Origin of the sequence: Pseudomonas sp. ADAK18 (genome assembly GCF_012935695.1) — a bacterium.
Taxonomy (GTDB): domain Bacteria; phylum Pseudomonadota; class Gammaproteobacteria; order Pseudomonadales; family Pseudomonadaceae; genus Aquipseudomonas.
This window is the reverse complement of sequence record NZ_CP052859.1, coordinates 3,252,697-3,277,461: the sequence shown is the minus strand read 5'-3', so window position 1 is coordinate 3,277,461 and position 24,765 is coordinate 3,252,697. Positions and strand designations below refer to the sequence as shown.

Annotated in this window: 21 protein-coding genes and 1 pseudogene; 7 read left to right on the top strand and 15 right to left on the bottom strand. The window is 57.4% G+C overall.

Annotated elements, in window-relative coordinates:
• Window positions 1-25: 25 nt before the first annotated feature.
• The 3 genes from HKK55_RS14525 to HKK55_RS14515 are packed head-to-tail and all read right to left on the bottom strand — an operon-like array spanning window position 26 to window position 2,366.
• Window positions 26-292, bottom strand: a complete 267-nt coding sequence (locus HKK55_RS14525) for a phosphopantetheine-binding protein (RefSeq protein WP_169355319.1) — start codon at window positions 290-292, stop codon at window positions 26-28.
• Window positions 289-1,095, bottom strand: a complete 807-nt coding sequence (locus tag HKK55_RS14520; protein ID WP_169355318.1) for a MaoC family dehydratase — start codon at window positions 1,093-1,095, stop codon at window positions 289-291. The genes HKK55_RS14525 and HKK55_RS14520 overlap by 4 nt, the downstream gene beginning before the upstream one ends.
• A gap of 2 nt (window positions 1,096-1,097) precedes the next feature.
• Entirely contained in the window at window positions 1,098-2,366 is a 1,269-nt protein-coding gene (locus HKK55_RS14515; RefSeq protein WP_169355317.1) for a beta-ketoacyl-[acyl-carrier-protein] synthase family protein, read from the bottom strand.
• Between the two features lie 447 nt (window positions 2,367-2,813).
• On the opposite strand from HKK55_RS14515, the gene HKK55_RS14510 reads away from it, so the two are divergent.
• On the top strand, window positions 2,814-3,473 hold the full coding sequence (locus tag HKK55_RS14510) for an acyl-homoserine-lactone synthase (RefSeq protein WP_169355316.1): 660 nt from the start codon (window positions 2,814-2,816) through the stop codon (window positions 3,471-3,473).
• Window positions 3,474-3,495: 22 nt separating this feature from the next.
• On the opposite strand, the gene HKK55_RS14505 is transcribed toward HKK55_RS14510, so the two are convergent.
• Both HKK55_RS14505 and HKK55_RS14500 read right to left on the bottom strand, forming a co-directional pair.
• Entirely contained in the window at window positions 3,496-4,224 is a 729-nt protein-coding gene (locus HKK55_RS14505; RefSeq protein WP_169355315.1) for a LuxR family transcriptional regulator, read from the bottom strand.
• 339 nt (window positions 4,225-4,563) lie between these two features.
• Window positions 4,564-6,051 (bottom strand): aldehyde dehydrogenase family protein, encoded by a 1,488-nt coding sequence (locus HKK55_RS14500; protein ID WP_169355314.1) that lies wholly within the window; start codon window positions 6,049-6,051, stop codon window positions 4,564-4,566.
• Between the two features lie 446 nt (window positions 6,052-6,497).
• Between HKK55_RS14500 and HKK55_RS14495 the strand changes: the two genes are divergently transcribed.
• Window positions 6,498-7,667, top strand: coding sequence for a p-hydroxyphenylacetate 3-hydroxylase oxygenase component (locus HKK55_RS14495; protein WP_169355313.1), 1,170 nt, complete (start codon window positions 6,498-6,500; stop codon window positions 7,665-7,667).
• A 57-nt stretch (window positions 7,668-7,724) separates the two neighbouring features.
• A pseudogene (locus HKK55_RS14490) lies at window positions 7,725-8,213 on the top strand (flavin reductase family protein); the annotation flags it as partial.
• Window positions 8,214-8,424: 211 nt separating this feature from the next.
• Here the strand turns inward: HKK55_RS14490 and HKK55_RS14485 are convergent.
• The gene (locus HKK55_RS14485) at window positions 8,425-9,753 is read right to left on the bottom strand and encodes a hypothetical protein (RefSeq protein ID WP_169355311.1); all 1,329 of its coding nucleotides are present in this window, start codon (window positions 9,751-9,753) and stop codon (window positions 8,425-8,427) included.
• A gap of 215 nt (window positions 9,754-9,968) precedes the next feature.
• On the opposite strand from HKK55_RS14485, the gene HKK55_RS14480 reads away from it, so the two are divergent.
• The 3 genes from HKK55_RS14480 (at window position 9,969) to feaR (ending at window position 13,086) form a co-directional block, all read left to right on the top strand.
• On the top strand, window positions 9,969-11,468 hold the full coding sequence (locus HKK55_RS14480; RefSeq protein WP_169355310.1) for an APC family permease: 1,500 nt from the start codon (window positions 9,969-9,971) through the stop codon (window positions 11,466-11,468).
• Window positions 11,449-12,033 (top strand): DUF3156 family protein, encoded by a 585-nt coding sequence (locus HKK55_RS14475; RefSeq protein WP_169357865.1) that lies wholly within the window; start codon window positions 11,449-11,451, stop codon window positions 12,031-12,033. Before HKK55_RS14480 ends, HKK55_RS14475 begins: the two co-directional genes overlap by 20 nt.
• 111 nt (window positions 12,034-12,144) lie before the next feature.
• Window positions 12,145-13,086, top strand: coding sequence for a transcriptional regulator FeaR (feaR, locus tag HKK55_RS14470; RefSeq protein WP_169355309.1), 942 nt, complete (start codon window positions 12,145-12,147; stop codon window positions 13,084-13,086).
• 91 nt (window positions 13,087-13,177) lie between these two features.
• Here the strand turns inward: feaR and HKK55_RS14465 are convergent, their stop codons facing one another.
• From HKK55_RS14465 to HKK55_RS14425, 9 genes are all read right to left on the bottom strand, one after another.
• Window positions 13,178-13,558, bottom strand: coding sequence for a hypothetical protein (locus tag HKK55_RS14465; protein ID WP_169355308.1), 381 nt, complete (start codon window positions 13,556-13,558; stop codon window positions 13,178-13,180).
• A gap of 742 nt (window positions 13,559-14,300) precedes the next feature.
• Window positions 14,301-14,633 (bottom strand): contact-dependent growth inhibition system immunity protein, encoded by a 333-nt coding sequence (locus HKK55_RS14460; RefSeq protein WP_169355307.1) that lies wholly within the window; start codon window positions 14,631-14,633, stop codon window positions 14,301-14,303.
• 209 nt (window positions 14,634-14,842) lie between these two features.
• On the bottom strand, window positions 14,843-15,151 hold the full coding sequence (locus HKK55_RS14455; RefSeq protein ID WP_169355306.1) for a contact-dependent growth inhibition system immunity protein: 309 nt from the start codon (window positions 15,149-15,151) through the stop codon (window positions 14,843-14,845).
• Entirely contained in the window at window positions 15,148-19,830 is a 4,683-nt protein-coding gene (locus HKK55_RS14450; protein WP_169357864.1) for an RHS repeat protein, read from the bottom strand. The genes HKK55_RS14455 and HKK55_RS14450 overlap by 4 nt, the downstream gene beginning before the upstream one ends.
• 191 nt (window positions 19,831-20,021) lie before the next feature.
• Window positions 20,022-20,789 (bottom strand): SDR family oxidoreductase, encoded by a 768-nt coding sequence (locus HKK55_RS14445; RefSeq protein WP_169355305.1) that lies wholly within the window; start codon window positions 20,787-20,789, stop codon window positions 20,022-20,024.
• Window positions 20,779-21,582: an SDR family NAD(P)-dependent oxidoreductase gene (locus HKK55_RS14440; protein ID WP_169355304.1), complete on the bottom strand. Its 804-nt coding sequence runs from the start codon at window positions 21,580-21,582 to the stop codon at window positions 20,779-20,781. The genes HKK55_RS14445 and HKK55_RS14440 overlap by 11 nt, the downstream gene beginning before the upstream one ends.
• Entirely contained in the window at window positions 21,575-22,396 is an 822-nt protein-coding gene (locus tag HKK55_RS14435; RefSeq protein WP_169355303.1) for a molybdenum cofactor biosynthesis F family protein, read from the bottom strand. Before HKK55_RS14435 ends, HKK55_RS14440 begins: the two co-directional genes overlap by 8 nt.
• A gap of 13 nt (window positions 22,397-22,409) precedes the next feature.
• A complete protein-coding gene (locus HKK55_RS14430) occupies window positions 22,410-22,775 on the bottom strand; it encodes a cupin domain-containing protein (protein WP_169355302.1) in 366 nt (121 codons plus the stop codon).
• Between the two features lie 25 nt (window positions 22,776-22,800).
• Window positions 22,801-24,099, bottom strand: a complete 1,299-nt coding sequence (locus tag HKK55_RS14425; protein WP_169355301.1) for an FAD-binding oxidoreductase — start codon at window positions 24,097-24,099, stop codon at window positions 22,801-22,803.
• A gap of 210 nt (window positions 24,100-24,309) precedes the next feature.
• Between HKK55_RS14425 and hpaR the strand changes: the two genes are divergently transcribed.
• On the top strand, window positions 24,310-24,732 hold the full coding sequence (gene hpaR, locus HKK55_RS14420; RefSeq protein WP_169357863.1) for a homoprotocatechuate degradation operon regulator HpaR: 423 nt from the start codon (window positions 24,310-24,312) through the stop codon (window positions 24,730-24,732).
• The last annotated feature ends 33 nt before the right edge of the window (window positions 24,733-24,765 follow it).

Genomic DNA, 24,765 nt, shown 5'->3' with positions numbered 1-24,765 from the left:
CTATCCGTAACTGTAAAGCTGCCAGTCAGGCAGGGACGGCGGCCGAGGCCTTGAGCTCGACCACGAATTCACACAGCTGGCGCAGTGTGGCGATCTTGCGGCTGGCGAACGAATCGGGATCCAGCGCCTGGCCGATCTTCTTCTGCACCACGACCTGCATCTCGACGAAGTCCAGGCTGTCGAGCTCCATCGATTCGATGTTGGTATCCAACGTCACATCGTTTTCGTCGACATCCTTGAGTTCCAGAATCAGGTTACGAACAACATCAAATACGTCATTTACGGTGGTCATTGCACAGCTCCTTGGTGGGTTGAAAGTGTTTTTGCCATCAGCCCGAGGGTGATGGTCATTACGTGGCAATCATTGACATGCACGCCCAGATCAAGGGTGCCCACGGCTTTGCCGGGGCTTTCGATCAGGGTGATGTTGTCGATCTCACAGCGAATATCGGTCTGCAACTCGTCCAGCGAGCGCAGCGAGGTGCAAAAGGTGATCTGGTGGCTGGTCTGCACCACCAGGTGATCCGACAGGTCCTCAAGCCGGTTCGGCCGCTTTTGTTGACGAAACTGCGGGGACAGGCAATCGAAGATCACGCCCAGATGGTTGCGAATGAAGTGGGAAAAGATCAGCGCATCAAGCGCCACCCAATCATCCAAGCCTTTGCCCACTTCATCGCGAAACTGCGCGAGCCAGGCCGTGACCTCGTCGCGGGCCAGCAGAAAGCCCGGGGTTGTGGATAACCAGACCGGCGCCTCGACGGTACGGACATGGCCAATTACGTGCTCACTGTCACCCGCGCTTGAGTGCAGCTTGAATCCGGTGCTGTTGCTGCGCTCACGGGTCGACAGGGCTACCGGGCTATCGCGCAATACCGGCGCCTTGAGCAGCGCCTTGAACTGCATCCACTCCTGGGGCAGTACCTGATTGACACGCCCCATGTGGTGCTTGATCGGCAGCAACGCGAGCATGCCGTGTACCACCACATCGGCCGCGTCCATGCGGCGCGCAGCCTCACGGTCGAAGTGAATCGGGTTGCGATCACCGGAGAGGCCGGCCCAGGCCTCGATCTGCTCGGCTCCGAATTGCAGCTGCATGATCAGACCACCTTGCGCAGCATGATGCCGGCGTTGGCGCCACCGAAGCCGAAGCTCAGGTTCAGCACATTGTTCAGGCTTTGCCCATGCAGGTGCTCGTTGGGCACGTAGTTGAGGTCACACTCGGGATCGGCCTCATCCATATGGATAGTCGCCGGGATGGTGCCGCGAGCCATGGCCTTGAGGCAGAAGATCGCTTCCATGGAACCGGCGGCACCGATCAGGTGGCCGGTGTAGGACTTGGTGCTGGACATAGGAATGCCATAGGCGGCGTCCCCCAGGGCCAGCTTGATCGAGCGGGTTTCGTTGACATCGTTGAGCGGTGTCGAGGTGCCGTGCAGGTTGACGTAGTCGATCTGCGAGGCCTGTACGCCTGCCTGCTTGCACACGGAATTGATCACCCGCACCCGTGCCTGCATGTCTTCGGCCGGGGCCGTCATGTCGTAGGCGTCGGAATAGTTGGCGTAGCCAGTGATTTCTCCGAGTATCTGCGCGCCACGCGCCCGGGCCGACTCATAGTCTTCCAGGCAAAGTACCGCCGCGCCCTCGGAGAGCACGAAACCGCTGCGTCCCTTACTGAACGGGCAACAGGCCAGGCGAGGGTTTTCCTGCTCTTTGCTCAAGGCCTGAATGACATCCACCGACCAGACGTTGAACTGCTCTTTCAAGGATTCACTGCCACCGGCAATCATCATGTTGGCGCGGCCGCAGCGAATTGCCTCGTACGCCTCGCCAATGGCGATGGTGCCTGTGGCACAGGCGGCAACCGGGCTGTTCTGGATGCCACGCATGTTCCAGTTCATGGTGATACCGGCGGTAGCGGCATTGCACATCGACATGACGGTGGCGAAGGAAGTGGATATGCCGTGCTCACGGTATTCGTTGTTATTACAGTTGGCGGTGTCGAGCCCACCCCAACCGGTGCCGAGGATCACGCCGCGATCAAAGGGCGACACGACGTCATCCAGAGGCGTATCACCGAAGGCCATACGGAGCGCTTCGTGGGTGGCCACCAGGCTGTATTTGGCGAATAGTGGCAACATCTTGGAAATTTTCTTCGAAAACGGACGCATTGCTTCACGGCCGAAGTCATCAATAAAACCAAAATAACGTGCATGGATGCTCGGATCGTCGAAGCTGTGCTGACGGTAACCGACTTGGTAATCCATCATTGCGTCCCAGATGGCGTCGACATTCTGGCCAAGCGAGCAGATTGCGCCATAACCGGTTACAACGACCCGGCGGGGTTCTGAAGAGGCGGACTGTTCCATGATCTTCCCTGTTTCGATGTCTTGACTGAAGATGCCACGCAGCGTAAAGAAGCCTGATCCAGAGACTCAGACGGCTAATGGCATGCTCGGCGATATAGGCAAGCGGAGGCACTCGCAAGTGCAAGCCTTGACGCCATACTTTGAGCAATCGTCCAGCATTGAAGATTGCATCGCTGAGACGTCATATAAGGCTTAACCACTGCCCGGCATAATTTGTCGTAACTGTCTGGGGAGGACAACTGTATCTAGGTACAGGCGGCAAGTTGTTCAATTAGCATCAAATAATAAAATCCGAACCCGCACTAAAGTACAGGTCCATGTCTGGAAAGTTTTTGATAAGCTTTTGATTGCCGTGCAATCTATTTTTGCGGCTTGAGGTTTGTTGTTTGTGCTCTGGCTGAATACCTTTACTTCGCACTCATTACTCATAGAGGAGCAATTAACGCTATGGAATCCATCGAGTTTCATGCGCTCGATTATAGTGCGAGGCCCCACGCCTGGGTTTCTGACTTATATGGTTTGCGCAAAGAAGTATTCGCCGACCGCTTGAACTGGAAAGTCAATATAAACAACGGCATCGAGTTCGATGAGTACGACACCGAGCGGACCACCTACCTGATCGGCACCTGGGAGGGCGTACCCCTGGCGGGTCTTCGTCTGATCAATACGCTGGCGCCCTATATGGTCGAAGGGCCATTCCGGGACTTTTTTCGTTACGAACCGCCCAAGCGCGCACTGATGGCCGAGTCCAGCCGTTTTTTTGTCGACAAGACCCGTTCGCGCCAACTCAGCCTGGGCCGCATGCCGCTGACCGAAATGCTGCTGTTCAGCATGCACAACTACGCCGCGGCCAGTGGGCTGGAATCGATCATTACCGTGGTCAGCAATGCCATGGCACGGATCGTACGCAACGCCGGCTGGCATTACGAAGTGCTGGATACCGGCGAAGCCTCTCCAGGGGAAAAAGTGCTGTTGCTGAACATGCCGGTAAACGAGTTCAATCGTCAGCGGTTGATATCCAGCATTGAGCACAAGCAGCCCTTGTCATCCTCGCAGGCAAGCCAGTGGCCGCATCGTCTACACGTCAGTGATACGGCGTTCGGCTAGCCCTGGCGGTTCGGCGCCTGGCTCAGAGGATGCCTTGACGCTGGGCCTCATAAACCGCCTGCTTGGCATTGCAGACCTGCAGTTTTTCGGAAATGTTAGACATGTGAAATTTGACCGTGCGTTCGGAAATCGCGCAGATCAGCGCGATTTCCCGGTAGGCCTTGCCCATCATCACCCACTTGAGCACGCTCAATTCCTTGACCGAAAGTGGCCCGCCCTGAAGCTTGGAAAACAGTTCATCGACTGTCCGCAGGCTCAACAGCCGGCTATGAAAACCGATCAGCGCCATCTGTATCTGCCCTTGCTGGTCGGCCATGCGGCGATCAACGTCAGCTTGTTGCCCACCGTTGCTGAGACTCAACGAACTGAACATTCCACTTGCGTCATGCAGGGTAAAGGTTGCACCGGAGCAGATCCGGTATTGGCTGGAACGCCGAAACAATTCCCGACTTTTTTCACAGGAAACGGTCTCGCGCGCGTCACTCCAAGAGAATGGCGCGCAACGTCTAAGGCCGTGATGAATGATCGGATCGATCAGGTGATAGCTGGCCGCCCTGTAAGCTTTTAACCAAGGTGCTGGGTAATTTGAAATAATAAGAGGGGCCACTTCACGATTTCGAGGAACGGCAAAGTAAGCATAACTTAGTCCTTGAAGGTCCCCCAGCAGGTGCTCAAGTTCGTATTGTAAGCTGACACTTGGATGTTTCTCATCGGTCAGGGCGAAATCACGGTATTTGGAAGCATTATCCATCTCATGAACTCTTTATGTTTCAAGTTTATTTCATTTCTGCGGAGACGGCGAAGGCAATGCAGGATTTTTATTATGCAGGGTGCCTAAGTAGAAGGCCCTGAGCGTCCTGGAGCGGTTACTTCCGGTACATGGGCAGGCATGCTAGTAGAAGCCAAGTGGCAGATCTGTACGGCATTAGGGGGACATCAAGAAAAAAACTGACAGGTGAAACTACGAACTTTTATAAGTAGTTTGTGCCCGAGTCCATGAAAGACCGGACAGCGCTGCGCCACCTTCGCCATGGATCAGCGTCGGTGGCGCCTGAGTGGTTAATCGGGATTGAAGCTGAGGCGTTGGGACTCAATACCGAATCATCACCGACTTCAGCTCGGTGTAATCCTCAATAAACGCTCCGCCAAATTCCCGACCCACGCCCGAGGATTTATTGCCACCAAATGGCACCGCTGGGTCGAGCATGGTGTGCATGTTCACCCACACCGTGCCGGCATTGATCGCAGGGACCATACGCAAGGCCTTGCCCAGGTCGTTGGTCCACAGACTAGCGCTCAAACCGTAGGGTGTGTTGTTCATCAGATCCAGCAATTCGTCTTCGCTGTCGTAAGGAAAGAACGTGGCGATGGGGCCGAAGGTTTCCTCGTTGAGCAGGGTATCGTTGACGGTCTTGGCGAGGATTACCGTGGGTTCGACATAGCAGCCGGGCCGGTCCATCCGCTGGCCGCCGTGAATGATCGTATTGTTTTCGGCGCGGGCGGTGTCGAAAAAACCTTCAAGTTTCAACTGGTGCTGGCGGTTGGTCACCGGGCCGAATTCGGTGCGCTCGTCCAGGGGCGAGCCAATGTTCAATTTGCTCAAGCGCTGGGCCAGTTTGTCCATGATCTGCTCAATCTGAGAGTGATGGACAAAGAAGCGTTCGGCCGCCGCACAGATTTGCCCTGAGTGCAGAAAGCCGGCTTCGATGATGCCATTGACGGCCTTGTCCAGGTCCATGTCCCGTAGGAAGCCCGCCGCATTCTTGCCCCCCAGTTCGAGCGTCGCGCGGGTCAATCCGGCGCCCATCGCACTGCGGCCCACGGCGATGCCTGTCGGTACCGAGCCGGTGAATGACACCTTGTGGGTGCCTGGGTGCTCGATCAGGCCTTTACCCACTTGACCGCTGCCGGTCAGGACGTTCAGTACGCCAGCCGGCAGCCCGGCCTCGATGGCCAGTTCGGCGATGCGCAGGATGGTCAGCGGTGTGAACTCGCTGGGCTTGATGATGATGCTGCAACCGGTCACCAGCGCCGAGGCGAGTTTCCAGATGGCGATCATGGTGGAGAAATTCCACGGCACGATGCCCACCACCACGCCGACCGGTTCGCGCAGGGTGAACGCGGTATAGCGTTCGCCGGCAAAGGAGGGCAGCGATGGAGTGATGGTCTGGCCGCTGATCTTGGTCGCCCAGCCTGCGTAATAGCGCAGGAAGTGCGCGGCCTGGTCGACTTCAAAGGCGCGGGCGATCTGGATAATCTTGCCCGATTGGCAGGTCTCGATCTGCGCCAGTTCTTCGCGGTTCTGCTCCAGCAGGTCTGCCAGCTTCAGCAGCACATTGCCGCGCAACGCCGGCGCGGCCTGGGACCATTGTTTGAAACCGCGATTGGCCGACGCCACCGCCGCATCAATATCGGCAGGATCGGCATCGGCGACCTGGGCGATGACCTTGCCGGTGGCGGGGTTGATCACTTCCAGGGTCTGGCTCGAATGGCTCTCGACGTAGCCGCCATCGATAAACAACCCATGGTTTCGACTGAGGAAGGCTTCGACTTGAGGCAGCAGTGAAATATCGCTCATGGGTGTTCCTGAGGGCAGAGGGAAAACCCGAGGTTAACCAACGCCGGTCATTGCAGCTTGACTGTACCTGCCAGGATTCATGTCTGTGGCTGACATCGCAATGCAGCAGATAGACCGCCCCATCCACCGTCATCCCCGTAGCAGTTGTCGAGCGTCAGCGAGGCTACGTAAGGCCACACCAGAAACAGGAAGCCGAACCCCGACGTCCACAAAGCCCATCACCAAGAATCGCGTCGCGCCCTACGCAGCCTCGCTGGGGCTCGACAGCTGCTACGCAACGCCAGGCTCAAGTTGTGTGGATACCCATGATGTCTATGAAAAGTACAATCTTGGCTGTGGAACGTGCATTTTCTGCGCTGGGAGAGCCTCCCATACTGGCCCTGCATCCTGCGCCGCTCCTCGATAAGAAGCGCCAGCCGGACATCCAATAATAAGCAGGGCCAACCATGAAAAAGCCAAACCCGCTCCTTGAAGACCTCAAGTCCATCCTGCCGGCCATCGCTGCCAATGCTTCGCGCGCCGAGCAGGAGCGCAAGGTGCCCGACGAGAATATAGCGCTGCTCAAAAGCATCGGCTTGCACCGTGCTTTTCAGCCGAAGCAGTTCGGTGGCATGGAGTTGTCGTTGCCGCAGTTTGCCGACTGCATCGCGTTGCTGGCAGGGTCCTGCGCGAGCACCGCTTGGGCGATGAGCTTGCTGTGCACCCACAGCCATCAATTGGCACTGTTCTCGGCCACCTTGCAGCAGGAAGTCTGGGGCCATGACTCGGACGCCACCGCCAGCAGCAGTATTGCGCCGTTCGGCCGTACCGAAGAAGGCGAGGGCGGTGTGTACTTCAGCGGAGAAATGGGCTGGAGCAGCGGCTGCGACCACGGCGAGTGGGCGATTGTCGGGTTTCGCCGGCCAAACGCCGAAGGCACTCAGGATTACTGCTTTGCGGTGTTGCCGCGCAGCGACTACCAGATTCGTGACGACTGGTTCGCCGCCGGCATGAAAGGCAGCGGCACCAAGACCTTGATTATCGACAACGCCTGGGTGCCGGAGCACCGCATCCAGAAAGCCAAGGACATGATGGAAGGCAAGTCAGCAGGCTTTGGTCTCTACCCCGACAGCAAGATTTTCTACTCGCCGTACCGGCCGTATTTCGCCAGCGGTTTTTCCACCGTCAGCCTTGGCGTGGCCGAGCGCATGCTTGAGGTGTTCCGCGAAAAAACCAAAACCCGCGTACGCGCCTATACCGGTGCGGCTGTCGGCGCGGCGACCCCGGCGTTGATGCGCCTGGCCGAGTCGACCCATCAAGTGGCAGCCGCCCGGGCCTTTCTCGAAAAGACCTGGCAGGAACATGCCGACCACAGTGCCGAGCAGCGTTACCCCAGCCGCGAAACCCTGGCGTTCTGGCGCACCAACCAGGCCTACGCCACCAAGATGTGCATTCAGGCGGTGGACCGGCTGTTCGAGGCCGCCGGGGGCAATGCCTGGTTCGAACACAACGAAATGCAGCGCCTGTTCCGCGATTCCCACATGACCGGTGCTCATGCCTACACCGACTACGACGTCTGCGCGCAGATCCTTGGCCGTGAGCTGATGGGGCTGGAGCCGGACCCGAGCATGGTGTGAGCCAAACCTTGATAACAACAAACAGGGCGGCGCTTGAACGTTGTCCGGGAGTCTTGCATGTCTGATCACAGCGCTTGCGCCACCTTCGACCCTCGGGCCTTTCGCCGGGCCTTGGGCAATTTCGCCACCGGCGTCACGGTGGTCACAGCAGCCACCGCTTCCGGGCGCAAGGTGGGCGTCACGGCCAACAGCTTCAACTCGGTGTCCCTCGACCCGCCGCTGGTGTTGTGGAGCATCGACAAACGCTCCAACAGCCACGCGGTGTTTGAAGAGGCCAGCCATTTTGCGGTCAACGTGCTGGCGGCGGATCAGGTCGACCTGTCGAACAATTTCGCGCGGCCCAAGGAAGATCGCTTCGCCCTAATCGAGTACGAGCCGGGCGAGGGCGGCTCGCCGGTATTTGCCGATTGCTCGGCGGTGTTTCACTGCGAGAAATACCAGCAGGTGGACGGCGGCGATCACTGGATCATGATCGGCAAGGTCGTGGCGTTTGACGACTTCGGCCGTTCACCGTTGCTCTATCACCAGGGTGCCTACGCGCAGATCCAGGCGCTCCCGTAACCTGTAGCCGCTGCCGAGACACGAGGCTGCGATGGGTTGTAGCCGTTGTCGAGGTACGAGGCTGCGATGGGTTGTAGCCGCTGTCGAGGTACGAGGCTGCGATGGGTTGCGAAGCGACCCCTGAGGGTGGTCCTGCGGACACATATCGCAGCCTCGTACCTCGGCAGCGGCTACAGATGTCGAGATGTTGTGGGACTCAGAAGGGCACGGCCACCACCAACTGACTGTAGACGTTGGTGCCATTGCCGCCGACCTGGTTGCCGCCGTTGTCCTGGTCCTTGTTCGGCTTGTACAGACCCAACAGCGGGGTGACGATCAGGTGCTCGTTCACCACCCATTCGGCATACAGGTCCAGCTCGCGGCCATCGAGATCCGGCATGCCGTTCTTGCTCAGGGTCTTGTAGTCGAAGAACAGCGCACCCACGGTCACGTTGTCCAGCGGCTTGACCTTGAGTGCCACATGTTGGACTGCCGTGTTGCTGTTGTACGGGCCTGAGTAATTGCCGGCCACTTCACCCTGAACCCAGGTGCCATAGCCACGGTTGAACCCGGAAAACATCGCGTCCCAGTTTTTTGAATAACGGCTGTAGCGATAGGTCAGGTCGGGTGACAAAGGTAGGTCGGCAAAGGTGTAGCCGCCTTCGCCGTACCAGGCATTTTCCTGGCCTGCATCTTTGTCTTGCCGGGCATATTCGAAGGAAAAGTGTGCGTTTTCGATCCCCGCATTACCGACGCCGCGCAGGCTGTAGAGGTTCATGCCCTTGCGTTGTTTTTGCAGGTCATTGGCAAAGCGTTCATCGACGTCGATGCCGTGGATGTAGGTCAACCCCAACGTGCCCGGTGCGGTGGTGTATTCCAGGGTACCGGCGGCCATTTCGGTGTTGGCCTGGGCGCGGTTGTCGGACTTGATCCACATCAGGCTGCCATGCACGCCGTCCTTGCCGCCCAAGCGCACCACGGCGGTCTGGTCGAAGGCATGGCGCGCGGCGATGTAATAGGCGCCGCCACGGTTGAACTCGCCGTCTGCCACGCCGTTGCCCAGGTTGGGGCCGTCATCGTTGATGATGAAACCGTCGCCCAAGGTGATGATCTGGCGGCCGAACGATAGGTCGAGGCCATCCTTGCCCAACGCTGGAACTAAATCACCGGAACGCCAGCCGGCGAAGGCTTCGTCGAACTTGGTAGTGCGCTCGGTGCCGTTGGTGACCCGCGACGCATCGCCATCGCCCCAGGTTCCGGAGCTCACCAGATTGGCGGTGCCGTAGACGCTGCCCAGCGCGCCCAGGGTCTGGTCGATGCTCAAACCGTACTTGATAAAGCTTTCGCGCCAGGTGGAACCGCCGGGGCTGCCCTCGTAGTTCTTGCGGCTGTTGAACATCCCGTAGACCGCCAGGAAGTTACCGGTGACCTGGGTGTCTTCGTCGGCGTACAGTTCGACCGCATGGGCCGATGACTCGGCGATCAACAGCGCGACGCCCAGGCCAACGGCCTTGTGCAGCCTGCGGGTTTTCAGTGTGTGCTCCATCGTTATAGTCCCCAGCATGGTGAATTGAGCGCGCATTAGGGCGAGCAGGGCGGGGGGAAGTCTTTCACCTGCGTGCCAGGTAATTGATCCTGGCCGCCAGCGCACGGGTCGTGGCAGGGAGCAACAAAACCGGCGGCAGACATGGGCAAGACGATCAGGTCGAGCGGGGCGCACAGTGCCCTCACTCTAAAAATCCGCTTTCGAGGATCTGCACCATGTCGATCAATGACCGGCTCACCGCGCACTTGAACCGTGGCACGGTGGGTTTTCCCACCGCTCTTGCCAGCACCATCGGCCTGATCATGGCCAGCCCGGTGATTCTCACGGCGACCATGGGCTTCGGCATCGGTGGCAGCGCCTTTGCCCTGGCCATGCTGATTGCGGTGGTGATGATGCTGGCCCAGGCAACTACCTTCGCCGAGGCAGCCTCGATCCTGCCCACCACCGGCTCGGTCTACGACTACATCAACTGCGGCATGGGCCGTTTCTTTGCGATCACCGGCACGTTGTCGGCCTACTTGATCGTGCATGTGTTTGCCGGCACCGCCGAAACTATCCTCGCCGGGGTCATGGCGCTGGTGAACTTCGAACACCTCAATACCTTGGCCGAATCGGCGGGTGGATCGTGGTTGCTGGGGGTGGGTTTCGTGATCGTGTTCGGCATTCTGAATGCCTTCGGTGTCAGTGCCTTTGGCCGTGCGGAGATCATCCTGACCTTCGGCATGTGGACCACCTTGATGGTGTTTGGTGTGCTGGGCTTGATTGCCGCACCGGCAGTGCAACTGGAGGGTTGGTTTGGCGAGTCGCTGGTGGGCACCGACCTGATCACCGTGCTGTCGCTGGTGGGCATGGCGATGTTCATGTTCGTCGGCTGCGAGTTCGTCACGCCTCTGGCGCCGGATCTGCGCAACTCGGCGAAGGTCATGCCCAGGGCAATGATGCTCGGTTTGCTAGGCGTGGCGAGCTGCATGTTCATCTACGGCGCGGCGATGAAACGTCAAGTAGAAAACGTGGTGCTCGACGCTGCCACGGGCGTGCACTTGCTGGACACGCCCATGGCAATTCCAAAATTCGCCGAGCAGGTAATGGGCCAGATCGGCCCGATCTGGCTGGGCATCGGCTTCCTGTTTGCCGGCGCGGCCACCATCAACACCCTGATGGCCGGTGTGCCACGGATTCTCTACGGCATGGCGGTGGACGGCGCGTTGCCCAAGGTCTTCACCTACTTGCACCCACGCTTCAAGACCCCGTTGTTGTGCATCCTGGTGGCAATGCTGATTCCGTGCCTGCACGCGCTGTACCTGGGAGGCAACACCGACAACATCATGCACTTGGTGCTGGCGGCCGTGTGTGCCTGGAGTTTTTCGTATCTGCTGGTGACGTTGTCGGTGGTGATCCTGCGCATTCGGCGCCCGGACCTGCCACGGGCCTACCGTTCGCCGTGGTTTCCGCTGCCGCAGATTCTGTCTAGCATCGGCATTGTGCTGGGCATGTGGTTTATCACGCCGCCGGGAATGAATCCGGCGGATATCTACGTGCCGTTCGGGGTGATGCTCGGGTGTACGGCGGCGTACGCGCTGTTCTGGACGTTGGTGGTGCAGAAGGTCAATCCATTCAAGCCGGCCTCTGTGGAAGAGGTGTTGGCCAAGGAGTTTTGCAATGAGCCGGGGCATTCTCACCACGCTTACATCGACCATGCTGCAAAAGCTGTCTGAGCTGTTCAGTGCCCAGCGTGCTCCGGCGGGTTACCGGCCGGGGGTGACGCTTGGGCACTTGCAACGCAACCTTGGGCTGGCGAGTTTTGAGTGGGTAACACCGACCCTGGCGCAGGCTTGCCTGGACGATGGGAGCCTGCAACTGGAGATCGCCGAACGCACGGAGTCGCAGCTGTTGATGCACCTGGTCATGACTGAGTTCGTCCTGCGTGTACCTGCCTCCAGAGAGGGCGCGGCACGCTTCGAACTGCACCATGGCGGGGCTGTTCGACGCACCGGTATTCACTGTCGGCAACGCGCGGGAGACGCTGGATTATTGGCCGAGCTACAGGCCGGTTTGCAGGCCGACAAGCCTTTGCATCAAGCGCTGATGCCCCTGGACTTCAAACGCCTGCGCATCGACCTGGAAGGCGGCCAATGGTGCGTGCGCCTGGAGCATATGGGCGGTAGCGAGGTGGTCAATCGCATGCCGGCCTTTCGGCGCTACATCGCCCTCAGCGGCGAACAGCGTAACCACCTGCTGGCAGCGTTGGCGGGGTTGCAGCGGGTCTTGCTCACACTCTGATTGGCATCATTAGTGCTTCCACCTTGGCGGACAGGTACTTGTTGCGCGCATATAGATAACATGTTAACTATTGCCCGACAAAAACAAAAAAAGCCACTGTGGAGACACCCCATGAACAACCAACAGATGACCCAAGACGGCCTGGCAACCTGGACCCGGGATCTGCGCGCGGTGTGTGGTCACTTCGACACGGAACTGGCCTTCAATCGCTCGCTGTTTATCGGCGAGGTCTGCACCCTTTCCAGAGGCGGCTTGCCCCTGGCCAGCCTGCGCACCAACGCAGGGTTGATCAAGCGCAAAACCCCGAATCCCGACCACGACAATGACCAGGATTGCTTCCTGGTCAGCCAGCGCAGCGGTTACTCCCAGATCATCCAGAACGGTCAATGCATCCAACTGGCTCCCGGCGAGATGCTGCTGATGGACTCGACGGGCTCCATTGAAATCACCCCATTCGGCCTGATCGAACATGCCTCGCTGTCGCTGCCACGCCATGAAGTGTGCAAGCAACTGGGCAGCCAGGGCCTGACGTTCGGCAAAATTTCGTCGAGCAAGGCCTGTGGGCGGATGCTTCATGTTTTGATGGATCAATTGTGCAAGGACAGCCAGGAAGGCGAGGGCGTCGTGGGTGAAGTCGAGGCCTTGCAGAGTGCGTTTGTCTCGCTGCTGGGCTCAGCCATGGAGCAGGAAAACGAGGCGCGGGACGATATGACCTCGTTGCAGGGCAGCAACCTGCGCAGTTATGTGCAGAAGGTTATTGAAGAATCCCTCACTCAGCCTGGCTTGAGCCCGGTGGGGTTGGCCAACCGGTTGAATATCTCGGTGCGGCATTTGTATCGGTTGTTTGAGGAGCAGGATGACAGCGTGTGTCGCTACATCCAGCGGGCGCGGTTAAAACGAAGTGCTGATGATTTGACTAACCCGTTTTTGAAGAGTGAATCGATTACTTCGATTGCTTATAAATGGGGGTTTACGGATTCGGCGCATTTTAGTCGGTCGTTTAAGAAACAGTTTGAGGTGTCGCCGAAGGATTTTCGGTCTAGTCGGTTGTAGATGGTTGTGTGAGGGGTTGAGGTTCGGGAAGGTCGGTGGGTGGGCGATTATCCATGACGACTTCTTCCCGGCGTATACGGACCCGAATTTATTAGGTTGAGGCTGCCCAGCGCATACAAAAGTCATGTTGCTCTTGGATATTGTTGGTTATATCGTCTTCGTCATAATCGAAAATATATACCTTGTCTCCATCGGGCTGACCAATTTTTAGTTCGTACGCAACGAGTCCGTTTGACATTTGTGATGACATGCCTGAAGTGTGTACGTTGATCTTGGCTCCCTTGCATAAAAATTTTGTGTCTTTGAAATCCGCTCTTAGTATGCCAAGGCAGTCATATAGATCGCAGGCGGTATAGGTTCTTTTACGTCCATTATCTAAAAGGAGAGTTAAATTTGGTTTTCCACCCTCGTACTCTATTGTCACGCTTCCGCGAGCGTTATTTTTTATGGTGATGATTTTTACTGATTTCATGGTCGTTCTCTATTAGGCTTTAGTATGGTGTATCCCTTGTAGCTGCCGTTATCATTGACTGAAGAGACATCTAATAGTGAGTCGGGGTCAGATAACGATAAATAGGCAATGGGCAAAAAATCATGGCCTGATATTGATTGTCCTTAGGGCTGGTCGCCTAGAGTTTCAATTTGATAACGAATGAGACACTCAACCAGAACACTCATGAACTCTCTCCTGTCAATTGTTTCATCTTCAAAATACGTATCAAAGAGATAAAATACGGAGTCAAAGCTTTCATCGACGGACAGATAATGATTAATAGTGTCGATAAACCATTTTTGCTCTTCGTGGGTGTATGTAAAAAACTCCGGCTTTGTCAGGGTGTCGAAAAGCTTTGTGAGTTCTTTTCGGCAATTTACATTTTTCGAAACTATAATCTCTTCTCTTTCAAGGTCTTTAATATTTTCAATGTTATATGCAAACAATAGTCCGCGAAGTATTGAGAGCTTTGGCTGTTTTTTTCATATTCAAAATTCCGTATAAGCCGTTATTGGTTTACTGTTTCTATCTAGAAAAAAACGACTGCTTTTTTTGTGTTCCATATTCTATTCCATTTCTTCTATATCCCTCACCAACGATCCTCCCCATATCCATTGGAGTAGTGGGCACTCGGCCATTAAGTTTAGTCAGTAGGAGGTGAATCGGGCTCAGATCACGATAAATAGACGGTGAGAAAAAATTGTGGTCTGGACTTATATGACTATTCGTTATTATTTGGTTTGATGTTTTTCATTCTCGAGAATAGTTCGAGTTTGCTTGATACATGTTCAAGCCATAGCCTTGCTGATGACCACTCGTGCGGGTAGTAGTAACTACAGCCCATTGTGAAGAATAAAAAGTCCTGGAGCTCCTGCTCTGATTTATTTGAGCGTAAAAGACTCTCTAGTTCTTGCTGTGCTTTCTCTGTTCTTTCATAGGATGATTCGGATATAAAACCCTGAATCACCTCATCCGCAGTTTTATACTCATCAGCCCAGTCTTGGTTGAAGTAGCCAGCAAGCAGTTGTTGTAGCTCTGGACAGTTTTCCGTCATCGGTTCGGGTATCCCCTAAGAATTTTATAATCGTCAGGCATTTTTTATCTTTCGCAAGATTACCTATTGCTAAATCAGTGAGGTGGACGGTTAATTGGTGTGTCTATATAAATTTGTCTGTCTGTTTTTGTGTTTTAGATTGACTAATTGTCCGTGCAGGCACGCTAGTGTCAACGGGTTGCTATTCCTATTTATAGGTCGCAAAAGGCTTATTTTGTGAGTAGGTGGTTATCGAATTTGTTAACTATATGAGTTAGCCACAGTAGTCCTGATTTCCATTGGTATGGGTAATGGTAATAACAGTACTGTTTGTGCAGTAAATTTTCTTGAAGATTCGATTCGTTTGTATAAGAGTCTATCAATTTTAAGATTTCCTGCTTTACTATTATGATTGCGTCTCTAGGCGAGTCCCGTAGAAAGCTATCAATAACTTCATCGGCCGAGGAGTGGTCCTCCGCCCAATCTTGGTTAAAGTAGGCACCAAAAAACTGTTGGAGTTCTGTCAGTTGCTCATTCATTTTTCTGGGTATCCTGTTAGCAATAGATAACCGTCTGGCATTTTGGGGGCTCGCTTTAAGACGAGCAGAAATTTATAGGCATGTGTAGATTTTTCAGCTCCTCTTAAGATGCTTCGTCCTACGGATTGGCTTGAACTATCTTTAATCAAATATTTATCCTTTTTGCTATTTAAGAATTCCAGTATTTCTTGATGGTGGGTCGCCAAGCTTTTAGAAACAATAGCTTCAGCTTCCTCTAGGGTTCTGAATGTAGACGAAGCTGGGATGTGTGGTTCCGATTTTAATCTTTCAGCCAGCTCTTCGTCTGTCCGCCCAACGTGTTTTTCAATCAAGTGTCCTCCTGCCTTTTCATGCGTAGTTAATACACCGCTATTTTTCTTATTTGTTTGACTTGGATCGTTTTGGGCGGCTGGACAGTTTCCAACCTTGCAGCTCAGTCCCAACGGATCCACCCACCCCGTCGGGTTGGGCACGTACTGGTATCCGTTCAGGCCACCCGCCAGTTTCACCGGGTCGGGGGTCAGGTAGCGGCCGTTGTCCGGATTGTAGTAGCGGTGGCGGTTGTAGTGCAGCCCGCTTTCTTGGTCGAAGTATTGGCCCTGGAAGCGCAGCGGGTTGCTGACCGTGTTGATATCGAGTCGAGCGATTTGGCCGTAGGCGCGGTAGTGCGCAGACCAGACGATTTCGCCGTCAGGGTTTGTCAGTTCCTGGGGCGTGCCGAGGTGGTCGAGTTGGTAGTGGAAGGCTTTTACGTTGTCCGGACCAAAGCCTTCCAGCAGCACTAAAGGGCGAAAGCTGTCCGGTTCGTAGACGTAGCTGCGGTGCTGATCAGCGCTGTGCTCAGCGATCAGGGTGTCGCCTTGCCAGAAAAACTCGGTGGTTTTCTCATCGACGGTTTTGCTGATGCGCCGACCAAACGGGTCGTAGCGGTAACTGGCGGTTCGGCCATCCGGTTGAGTGACGGCAATCAGCCGATGCTGGCAGTCGTAGCGATATTCGGTGACCAGTTGCTGTGCACGTCCTCGCCGTTCGCGGATCAGGTTGCCGAAGGCGTCGTAGTCGTAATGCCGATCACCTTGTTTCAGCAGGCGATTGCCCACCACCACGGCAGGACCAACGCGGTCCTGCATCAGCAGGTTGCCCGCCGGGTCGTGGGCGAAGCGTTCTTGTTGGTCTTGCGAATGGTTGGCGCGGGTCAGGCGGTCGAGCGGGTCGTAGTGGTAGTCGTGCTGGCCTTTGCGGGTGTCGAGGAGGCGGCTCAGGTTGCCGTGTTTGTCGTAGTCGTACTGGCGACGGTAGTGGTGGTGTTCTTGTTGGGTTAAGGCATGAGCGTGCAGGCGGCCTTGCTCGTCGTAGTGGTAATGGCTGAGCAGTTGGCCTTGCTGGCGCTGATGTTCACGGCCTGATTTGAACAGGTGTGAGGTGAGGGTTTTTCCATTGAGTTCGACGGTGGCGAGGTGGCCGCCTTTGTCGCGCTGAAAGGCCAGGCGGTTGTTGTCGGGCAGGCGCAGGTGTTTGAGTTGGCCGCAGTGGTCGTAGCCATACCGCAAGGTGCCCCAGCCCTGATGCTCGGCGGTAAGACGGTTCTGAAGGTCGTATTCGTAGTTGAGGGACCAGTGGCCGTCGTCGGCGCTGAGGAGATTGCCGAGGCGGTCGTAGGTGTAATCGACTGCGCTGCCGTCGGGCAGGTTTTTTCGGACAAGACGACCGGCGTAGTCTCGCTCGTAGCCGGTAACTAACTGACTGTCGTCATCGCCGTATTCCGTTTTCTCCAGCAGATGGCCGTTGAGGTCGTAGGCGTAGGCCGTGCGCCGACCATCAAAGCCAGTCTCCTGCTGGATCAGGCCATTGGCGTGATAGGCAAGTTGATAGGTTTCGCCTGCCTCGTTTTCGATCTCGGTCAGCAACAACCGTGTGTTGTCGTAGCGATACTTGAGCTGTGTGCCATCCGGGTTGATACGACGGCTGATCAGGTGCAGCCCGTCTGCGTACTCGTAGTGTGTAACGCGGCCCAGCTCATCTCGCTCGGCGGTGATTTTTCCGTAGGGGTTGTAGCTGTAAGCGCGGGTGGCACCGCCCGGTAGCACCACCTGAGTCAGTCGACCCACGCTGTCCCATTGATACTGGGTCAGCGCGCCGTGTTCATCCTCACGGGCAATCTGGCGGCCGAGGTCGTCGTAGCGATAACGCCGCGTACTGCCGTTGGGTAACGTTTCCTCGACCAGTTGGCCGAAGTCATTCCAGCTCAGGCGCTGAAAGCTGTGGTCCGGGTACCAGACTTCGGTCAGTTGGCCGCGTTTGTTGTAGCGATAGTCGGTAACAAATCCATCAGGATCCGTCTTACGGGTGATATCGCCCTGATCGTTGCGCTGGTATTTCCAGACCGCTTCACCACGCCGCACAACCCGTACGAACCCGTTGTCATGTTCGTAGGACGTCGGCTCATCGTCCCCCGGAAACAGCGCAATCAAGCGTCCGGCTTCGTCGTACTGATACGCCGTCACCGCGCCCAGCGGGTCCTGCTCGACGGTCAGCCGGCCTTTATCGTCGTAGGACTTGAAGTGTTGCGCGCCATCCGGATCAATCCGCTGCACCAACCGCGCGCGCTGGTCGTGGACGTAGACTTCCTGGCTGCCATCGGCGTTGTGGACGGTGACGCTGCCGTGGTCATCCCAGGCATAGCGCGTGTCCATCTGCGCAAAACTGGCCCAGTGCCGGACACATCGCGCCGCCTTGCCAGAACGTTCCCACGCCCAAAAGAAACTCGCCCCACCGGCCAGTTCCCGTTCCAGGATTACTTGCTGATCGTCGTAGCGATAACGCTCGCTTTCGCCTACGGCATTGGTCGCTTCAAGCAACCGCCAGGCGTCGTCATAGCGGTAGGAAACAACGTTTTGTTCGGTAACCCAGACGAACTCCTGATCGCCTTCGGCGCGAAATACCTGATAGTCGACGGCGACGATATGGCCGCGGTCATAGCGCAACAGCAGTGCCCGGCCAGCACCGTTGTCCAGGCGTTGGATGCGCCCTAGAACATCGCGGGAAATACGCAGGCGGTTGTCATACGCGTCGCTGATCGAGACCAGCAGCCCGTCGCGAAAATGGTAAAAACGCGAGGCTTGGGCCAATACCAGTTCATCTGGCAAAGCGCCCAGATAAATCGCCGCTTCGGCCAGGCTGTTGGTGATCGCTGGCCGTGAAACGGTGGGCAACGGAAACGTGGTGCTGCGGTTCTCATGATCGGTCCACACCACCGAGTCGCCATTCACCGACACGCGATGAGCCAGCGAATGGCTCCAACCCAACCCCAATCCGCAATCGATTTCCACGGCACTGGTGCGATACAGCCGTGTCCAAGCAAACGGTAGAAACCCGTCCAGTTCGCCATCGGTGAGGGTCAGCAGTTCCTCACCAGTGACCATCGACACGGGACAGCCGTTAGTCGCGGTTTTATCAGCGCTGGCGGTCGCATCACCCTTTGGATTTTTCGAAGCAACCGGCACATCATCAACGTGCTCTTGCCTGACCAACGTCGTCCTGGGCTTCTTGTTAACCCGTACCAGCGGCACCGGGTTCGGCACTTCATGCACCCCGGCCTTCAACGGCACACTCGGCACCACCTTGATCGGCGTCGCCGGGCTACTGAGCAGCAACGGCTTGACCCGTTTGGCATGCTGTTCCAGTCGAACTCCACCAAACTGCTTGGCGATCTGTTCCAGCCACTGCCGCGCACGCTGTGACTTGACCCTGCTCAGCACCTGGGTGCTCAGTCGTATCACCACCCCCATGCCGCCGGTGGCGCAGACCAGCAACAGGTTGATCAGCACTTCGGCACTGATTTCTCCGAGTAACTCGTTCATGTACGGCGGCGGCAGCATCCGCATCCAACTGACCATCGCCGACAGATAAACGAACAGAAGCGGCTCATCACTGAGCACGAGCAAACCAGTGGCAATCGCCTCGCTGCTCAGCGCCAGCAATTCATCCAGCTCAGCTTGGGAGAGGTATTGCAGCAGCTTTTCGCTATTGGGTTTCAGGTCCGCCAGCCACTCATACAACTGCGAAATGCTGTCCCAAAGGGCGTGCAGCGCCTTTTCAAACCCTTGTGCATAGGCCTGATGCAGCGTGATGTAACGCTTAAGAAAGTTGGCCTCGGAGTAGTGCTTCCACAGCGGTTCAAACGTGCCAGCCCACTCACCGCGCAACCAACCTTCCAACGGTTCGATCACCGACTGATAGGAGGCATACAGCGCTTTGACCTGCTCCTTGGAAACGTTGGGGTAAAAGCTCACCCGATACGGCTGGCCGCGAGTGCACTCGGTGACTTCAAGAATGCCGCTGGGGCCGATGGTTTTATGAATCGGCTCGCCGAGCGGACCGCCCGTCGGATCAACCTTTTGCAGCATCACCGGTGTATTGCCGATGGGCACAAATCGCGCGCTCTGGAACATATGCACCAGGGTCAGCGAACCGCTGGCCGGGCACATCGCGACGGTGCTGCTGGGGAGGATGGAGCGGTGGATGGGCGCTACAAGCGCCACCTCATCACCGACCTTGAACACCTGTTCGACGTCCAGCGCCGAGAAGCTCCAGAAGCTTTCGGCCCAACTGTCATAGGTGTTAAGGCATTGCCGGAAGTCGCCAAGAACGGACTCGACGTCACGCGTCTTCGAGTCCATGGCCGCCAGGACCATAAAGCCAATGGCGGAATTCAAGAGGTAGCCCCGTAGGACAGGGCATGAGTAGGAAAAAACATCGGCGGTCCCTCGCGCTGTGTGATCAGGCGAGAGACTTTGCAGAGGTTCTTAAGCGCGGGGAGTAGAGGTTATCTGGCGGCTAGGTAGGAGGTTTCGGCGAAGGCTGTACGGGGTCAAACCTCGGGTAAGGTCGACCCACCATCCACCACCACTGTTTGCCCGGTGATGTAGGTGGCCAAGTCAGAGGCGAGAAACACCATCGCTCCGGCGATATCGGCGGCGCTGCCCAGGCGTCCCAGCGGCACGCGACTGGCAATGCTGTTGTTGAGCTGATCGTCCCCGAGGTTGCCCATCGCCGGCGTTGCAATCATCCCTGGCTCAACCCCGTTGACCCGAATATTCAGCCCCGCCAACTCCAGGGCCGCGTTGCGAATGAAACCATTGACCCCGGCCTTGGACGCCGCGTAATGACTCAAGCCGGGGTAGGCCACGCGCGGGCCGGTGACGGAAGAGGTCACCAGCACACAACCCTGGCCCTGACGGCGGAACATCGGCAGCGCTGCCTGGGTCAGCCAGAACAGTGCCGAAAGGTTCACTGCCAATGTGCGCTCGAGGATGGCCGGTGTGATGTCGGCAAAGGCGGTCAACGGAAAATACCCGGCGTTGTGAATCAGGATATCCAACCGTCCCAGCCGTTGTTCCAACGCCTGAACGCCGTCGAGCACCGCTGTAGCATCTGCAAGGTCAACGCAAACGGCCTCAACCTGACAGCCGCGTTCGCACAATTCACCAGCCAAGCCCTGGGCCAGCGGCAACCGCAAGTCGGCAATCACTACCCGCGCGCCGCGCAAGGCAAAGGCTTCGACGATCCCGCGACCAATGCCCTGGGCGCCTCCGGTCACCAATACGACTTGCCCACTGAAATCCAGGTCATTGGTCATCGGGCTGCTCCAGTCGGGTAAACGCCAGGGTCGGCACATCGACGATGCTCGACCCGCCGTCGGCCACCAGCGTCGCACCGGTGATGATCGAAGCGTCCGCTGAAGCCAGGAAGCGACAGACCCTGGCGATCTCATCGGCACTGGCCGGCCGGCGCAACGGCACGTCGGCGCAGACCCGGTCGTAGGCCTGCTGCAGCGTCTCGCCATAAGCGTCCATCAACGGCTGCATTTCCTGATCAGCCATGGGCGTGCGCACCCAGCCCGGGCACACCGCGTTAACCCGCAGGCCGTGGGGCCCGTAATCCCTGGCCAGGGAGCGATTGAGCCCCAGCAGCGCGTGCTTGGCGGTGGTGTAGCCGCACACTTGCGACCCAGCCGCTAGTGAGGCAATGGAACCGATCAGCACGATATTCCCGGCACTTTCCAGCAACAGCGGCAGGCAGGCCCGCGCGCTGTAGAAGGCACTGTCGAGGTTGCTGCGCAGGGCCGCTTCCCAAGTCTGCGGGCTGGTTTGGGTGGCGCTGCCCAGTCCGTGACCACCGGCACAGGCCAGCAGTACATCGAGCCGACCGTAGCGCTGGCGGATCTGCGTGATAAACCCGTCCCAGGTGTCGGGGCAGGCCGCATCGCCCACCAGGATCAGGCCGCCGGTTTCCCCGGCTACCTGTTCCAGCGGTTCGCGGCGGCGGCCGATCAGCACCAGTTGCGCGCCTTCGCCCGCGTACAGCCGGGCGCAGGCGGCGCCGATGCCGGTGCCGGCACCGGTGATCACCACCGTGCGCAGTTCAGGCATCGGAATGCTCCGTACGGTTGAGCACCTGGCAGTAGGAGCTGATGGGGAAATTCGACAGTGCATCGAAGGACGCCCCGGCATAGCCGAAGATCTTGCCGTCGCTGCGGTGCTGTTGCAGGTCGATCAGAACCAGACCGAGGGTGGGGATGATCTTTTCGCGCCAGACAAACAGGTACAGCTCATCGGCAATCTTGTAGTAATGGCAGCGGTCGGTGTCGCACAGGCCTTGCTCGACGCCCTTGAGGCACTGCCAGGCGTAGAACTGGTCATTGAGGTAGATGTGCTCGTAGACCTCACTCGGGCTGTAGCGGTACTGGTTGCGCAGGCCTACCAGCTCGCCCGTCGGCGCGTGTGGGCACTGGCCTTCCTGCCATGGACGGTCGAGGCTGCCGTGGAGGAAATCCACTTCCACCGAAGTCAGCGGCTTGCCGGCCAGGGCACGGCTGTAGAGACCTTCAGCGGTTTCTGCCTGAGTGGGCAAGTGGCCGATGACGGCGGTGAACGAGGCGCTGGTAGTGTCGAGCACCAGGCTGATGGACCAGCTCTGGCCTTTTTCATGCTTGATGAAATCTACCAGGTACAGGCCGGGGCGGATCGATGTGGCGCGGTAGGGCGCGGTGCCGGTGGAGTGACCGTCAGCGGCGCGCCAGGACAAGGTTTGGTGGTCGAAACGATGCTCGATCTGCCAGCCGTTGGCGAAGTGCAGGGTGAAGGTTTTGCCGTTCAGGTCCGCGAGGTTAGGCAGGATGAAGGCTTGGGGGGCAAAGCCGTCGGCGAGGGCGCCTACGGTGATCCAGTCGGATTGGCTAGTCATGGCAGGCCTCCACTCAAACGACGGCAAAGTAATGTTTGACGAAACTCTCACTGACCACTTCCCACAGCACTGGCGTGCCCTTGGTCACGAACCAGCTGTCACCCGCCTTGTAGCGTGCACTTTTGCCGGTGGACTCATCCGTCAGCACCACTTCGCCGGTCACCACCGTGGCTTGTTCGGCGAACGGGTAGACCATCCTGAACTTGCCTTGGGTGGTGCCGAAGTAGGCGCTGCTGACCGGGTCGGTCGGTGCTCCAAAGGTCATCTTGCCGAAGGCTCTGACTTCGCCTTCGAGGATCTCTGAACCGAGGTCGGCCACGGTGCCCCAAGCGTCGAGCTCCGACAGTTGGATGTCTTTTTTGAGGGTAGTGAGGGTCATGGCAGTTGCTCCTGATGAGAAAAAATTAACGGCGCCCGTTCCAGTAGCCGGACAACTGGTGCCAGGACTTGCCGGCAGTCAGCAGCAGCGGGCGGATGGCATCTTTGCCGATGATGGTCGGGCGATGGATCGAGCTGACCAGGTCGTACCGCGCCGACCCTTCGCTCATGCCTTCGGCCAGCACCTTGCAGATGATGTGGCTGGGGGTGACGCCAAAACCTGAATAGCCCTGGACGAAAAACGCGTTGCTGCGCCCCGGCAAAGTGCCGATCTGCGGGAACAGGTTCGGGCTGCAAGCCATCGGACCGCCCCAGGCGAGGTCGATCTTCACGTCCTTGAGGTAGGGGAAAATCTTCAGCATCAAGTGACGGTTCCACGCCTTGAGGTCACCGGGAATGTGTTCCACCAGCGGCGTCGCGGCCCCGAACAATAGGCGGTTTTCATTGGTGACCCGGTAGTAGTCGATCACCGGGCGAATATCGCTGTAGGCCCCACGAATTGGGCTGATGCGGTTGATCAGCTCTTCGCTCAACGGCTCGGTCATCATCTGGAAGGCATAGGTGTTGATGGTCGAGCGGTGCAGTTCCGGTTCCAGCTTGTTGAGGAAGCTGTCACAGGCCCACAGCAGCTTGCTGGCCTTGACCGAGCCACGACCGGTGCGCACGGTGATGCGCTCGCCATAGCTGACTTCCAGGGCCGGGCTGTTCTCGAAAATTCGCACGCCGTGGCTGGCCAGGGCCGTGGCCTCACCCAGCAGCAGGTTCAGCGAATGCACGTGACCGCCGCCCATGTGCAACAGCGCACTGCTGTAGGCGCTGGAACCAATGATCTGCTTGACGTCGGAGCCGCCGAGAAAGCGAATCTCGTGTTTGCTGTTGATGGATTTGAAGTCTTTTTCCCAGGCCCGCAGGGTCTTTTCCTGGCGAGCGTTAAAGCCCATATAGCCATAGCCGTGGCAGAAGTCGGCATCGATGTTGTACTTGGCGATGCGGTCTTTGATGATGTCGGCACCCAGGTCGCTGATTTCGAACACCTGGCGCAGGCCGTCTTCGCCGACGTCTTTCTTGATCTTCTCCAGGTCATGACCAATCCCGGCCATGATCTGCCCACCATTGCGTCCGGTGCCGCCGAAACCCAGGTACCGCGCTTCCAGCACGACAATGTTAGTGATGCCTTTTTCGGCGAGTTCAAGGGCGGTGTTGATACCGGAAAAACCGCCGCCAATGATCACGACGTCGGCCTCCACACCCTGTTCCAGGGTCGGGAAACTGAGGTTGTACTTCTTGGTGGCCGTGTAATAGGTGGGCGTTTCTATATTGATCATGGCGCAGCCTGAAAAAGTGAAGGAAGGCTCTAAAGCGGATGCCTGCCATTAGGGGCCCTGGAGGGGTGGAAGTCTTGATTCTCCGTGCCGGGGCTTTTGATTCAGCGCGCCAGCCGAGGCTTTCGACCCACAAGTTATAGCGCGGCCAGAGGGGCGAGGTGTTAGAGTTTCGTTAAATTATTAACTAAATCTATCGTGACCCTGATCCCTATGCTCAAACCTCGACAATCCCTGACCTTGACCCTGTTACAGGCCCGTGAAGCGGCCATGAGTTTCTTCCGTCCTTCGCTCAATGAGCATGGCCTGACCGAACAGCAATGGCGGGTTATCCGCATCCTCAGTCAATACGACGAACTGGAGATCTACCAACTGGCAGAACTGGCCTGCATTCTCAAGCCGAGCATGACCGGCGTACTGGTACGCATGGAGGCGGCGGGGATGATTCACCGGCGCAAGGCCGAGCAGGATCAGCGGCGGGTCTTGGTGACCTTGGCGGAGAAGGGCAATGTGATGTTTGAGTCCATGAGCCAGTGCATGGAGGGCAACTACCAGCGCTTGCAGGATCAGTTGGGGGAAGAGAAGTTGCAGACGCTACTTGGCTTGCTGGATGAGTTGAAGAACATCAAGCGCTGAGGCGACTTTTCAAGCACAACAGATCAAAGGTGG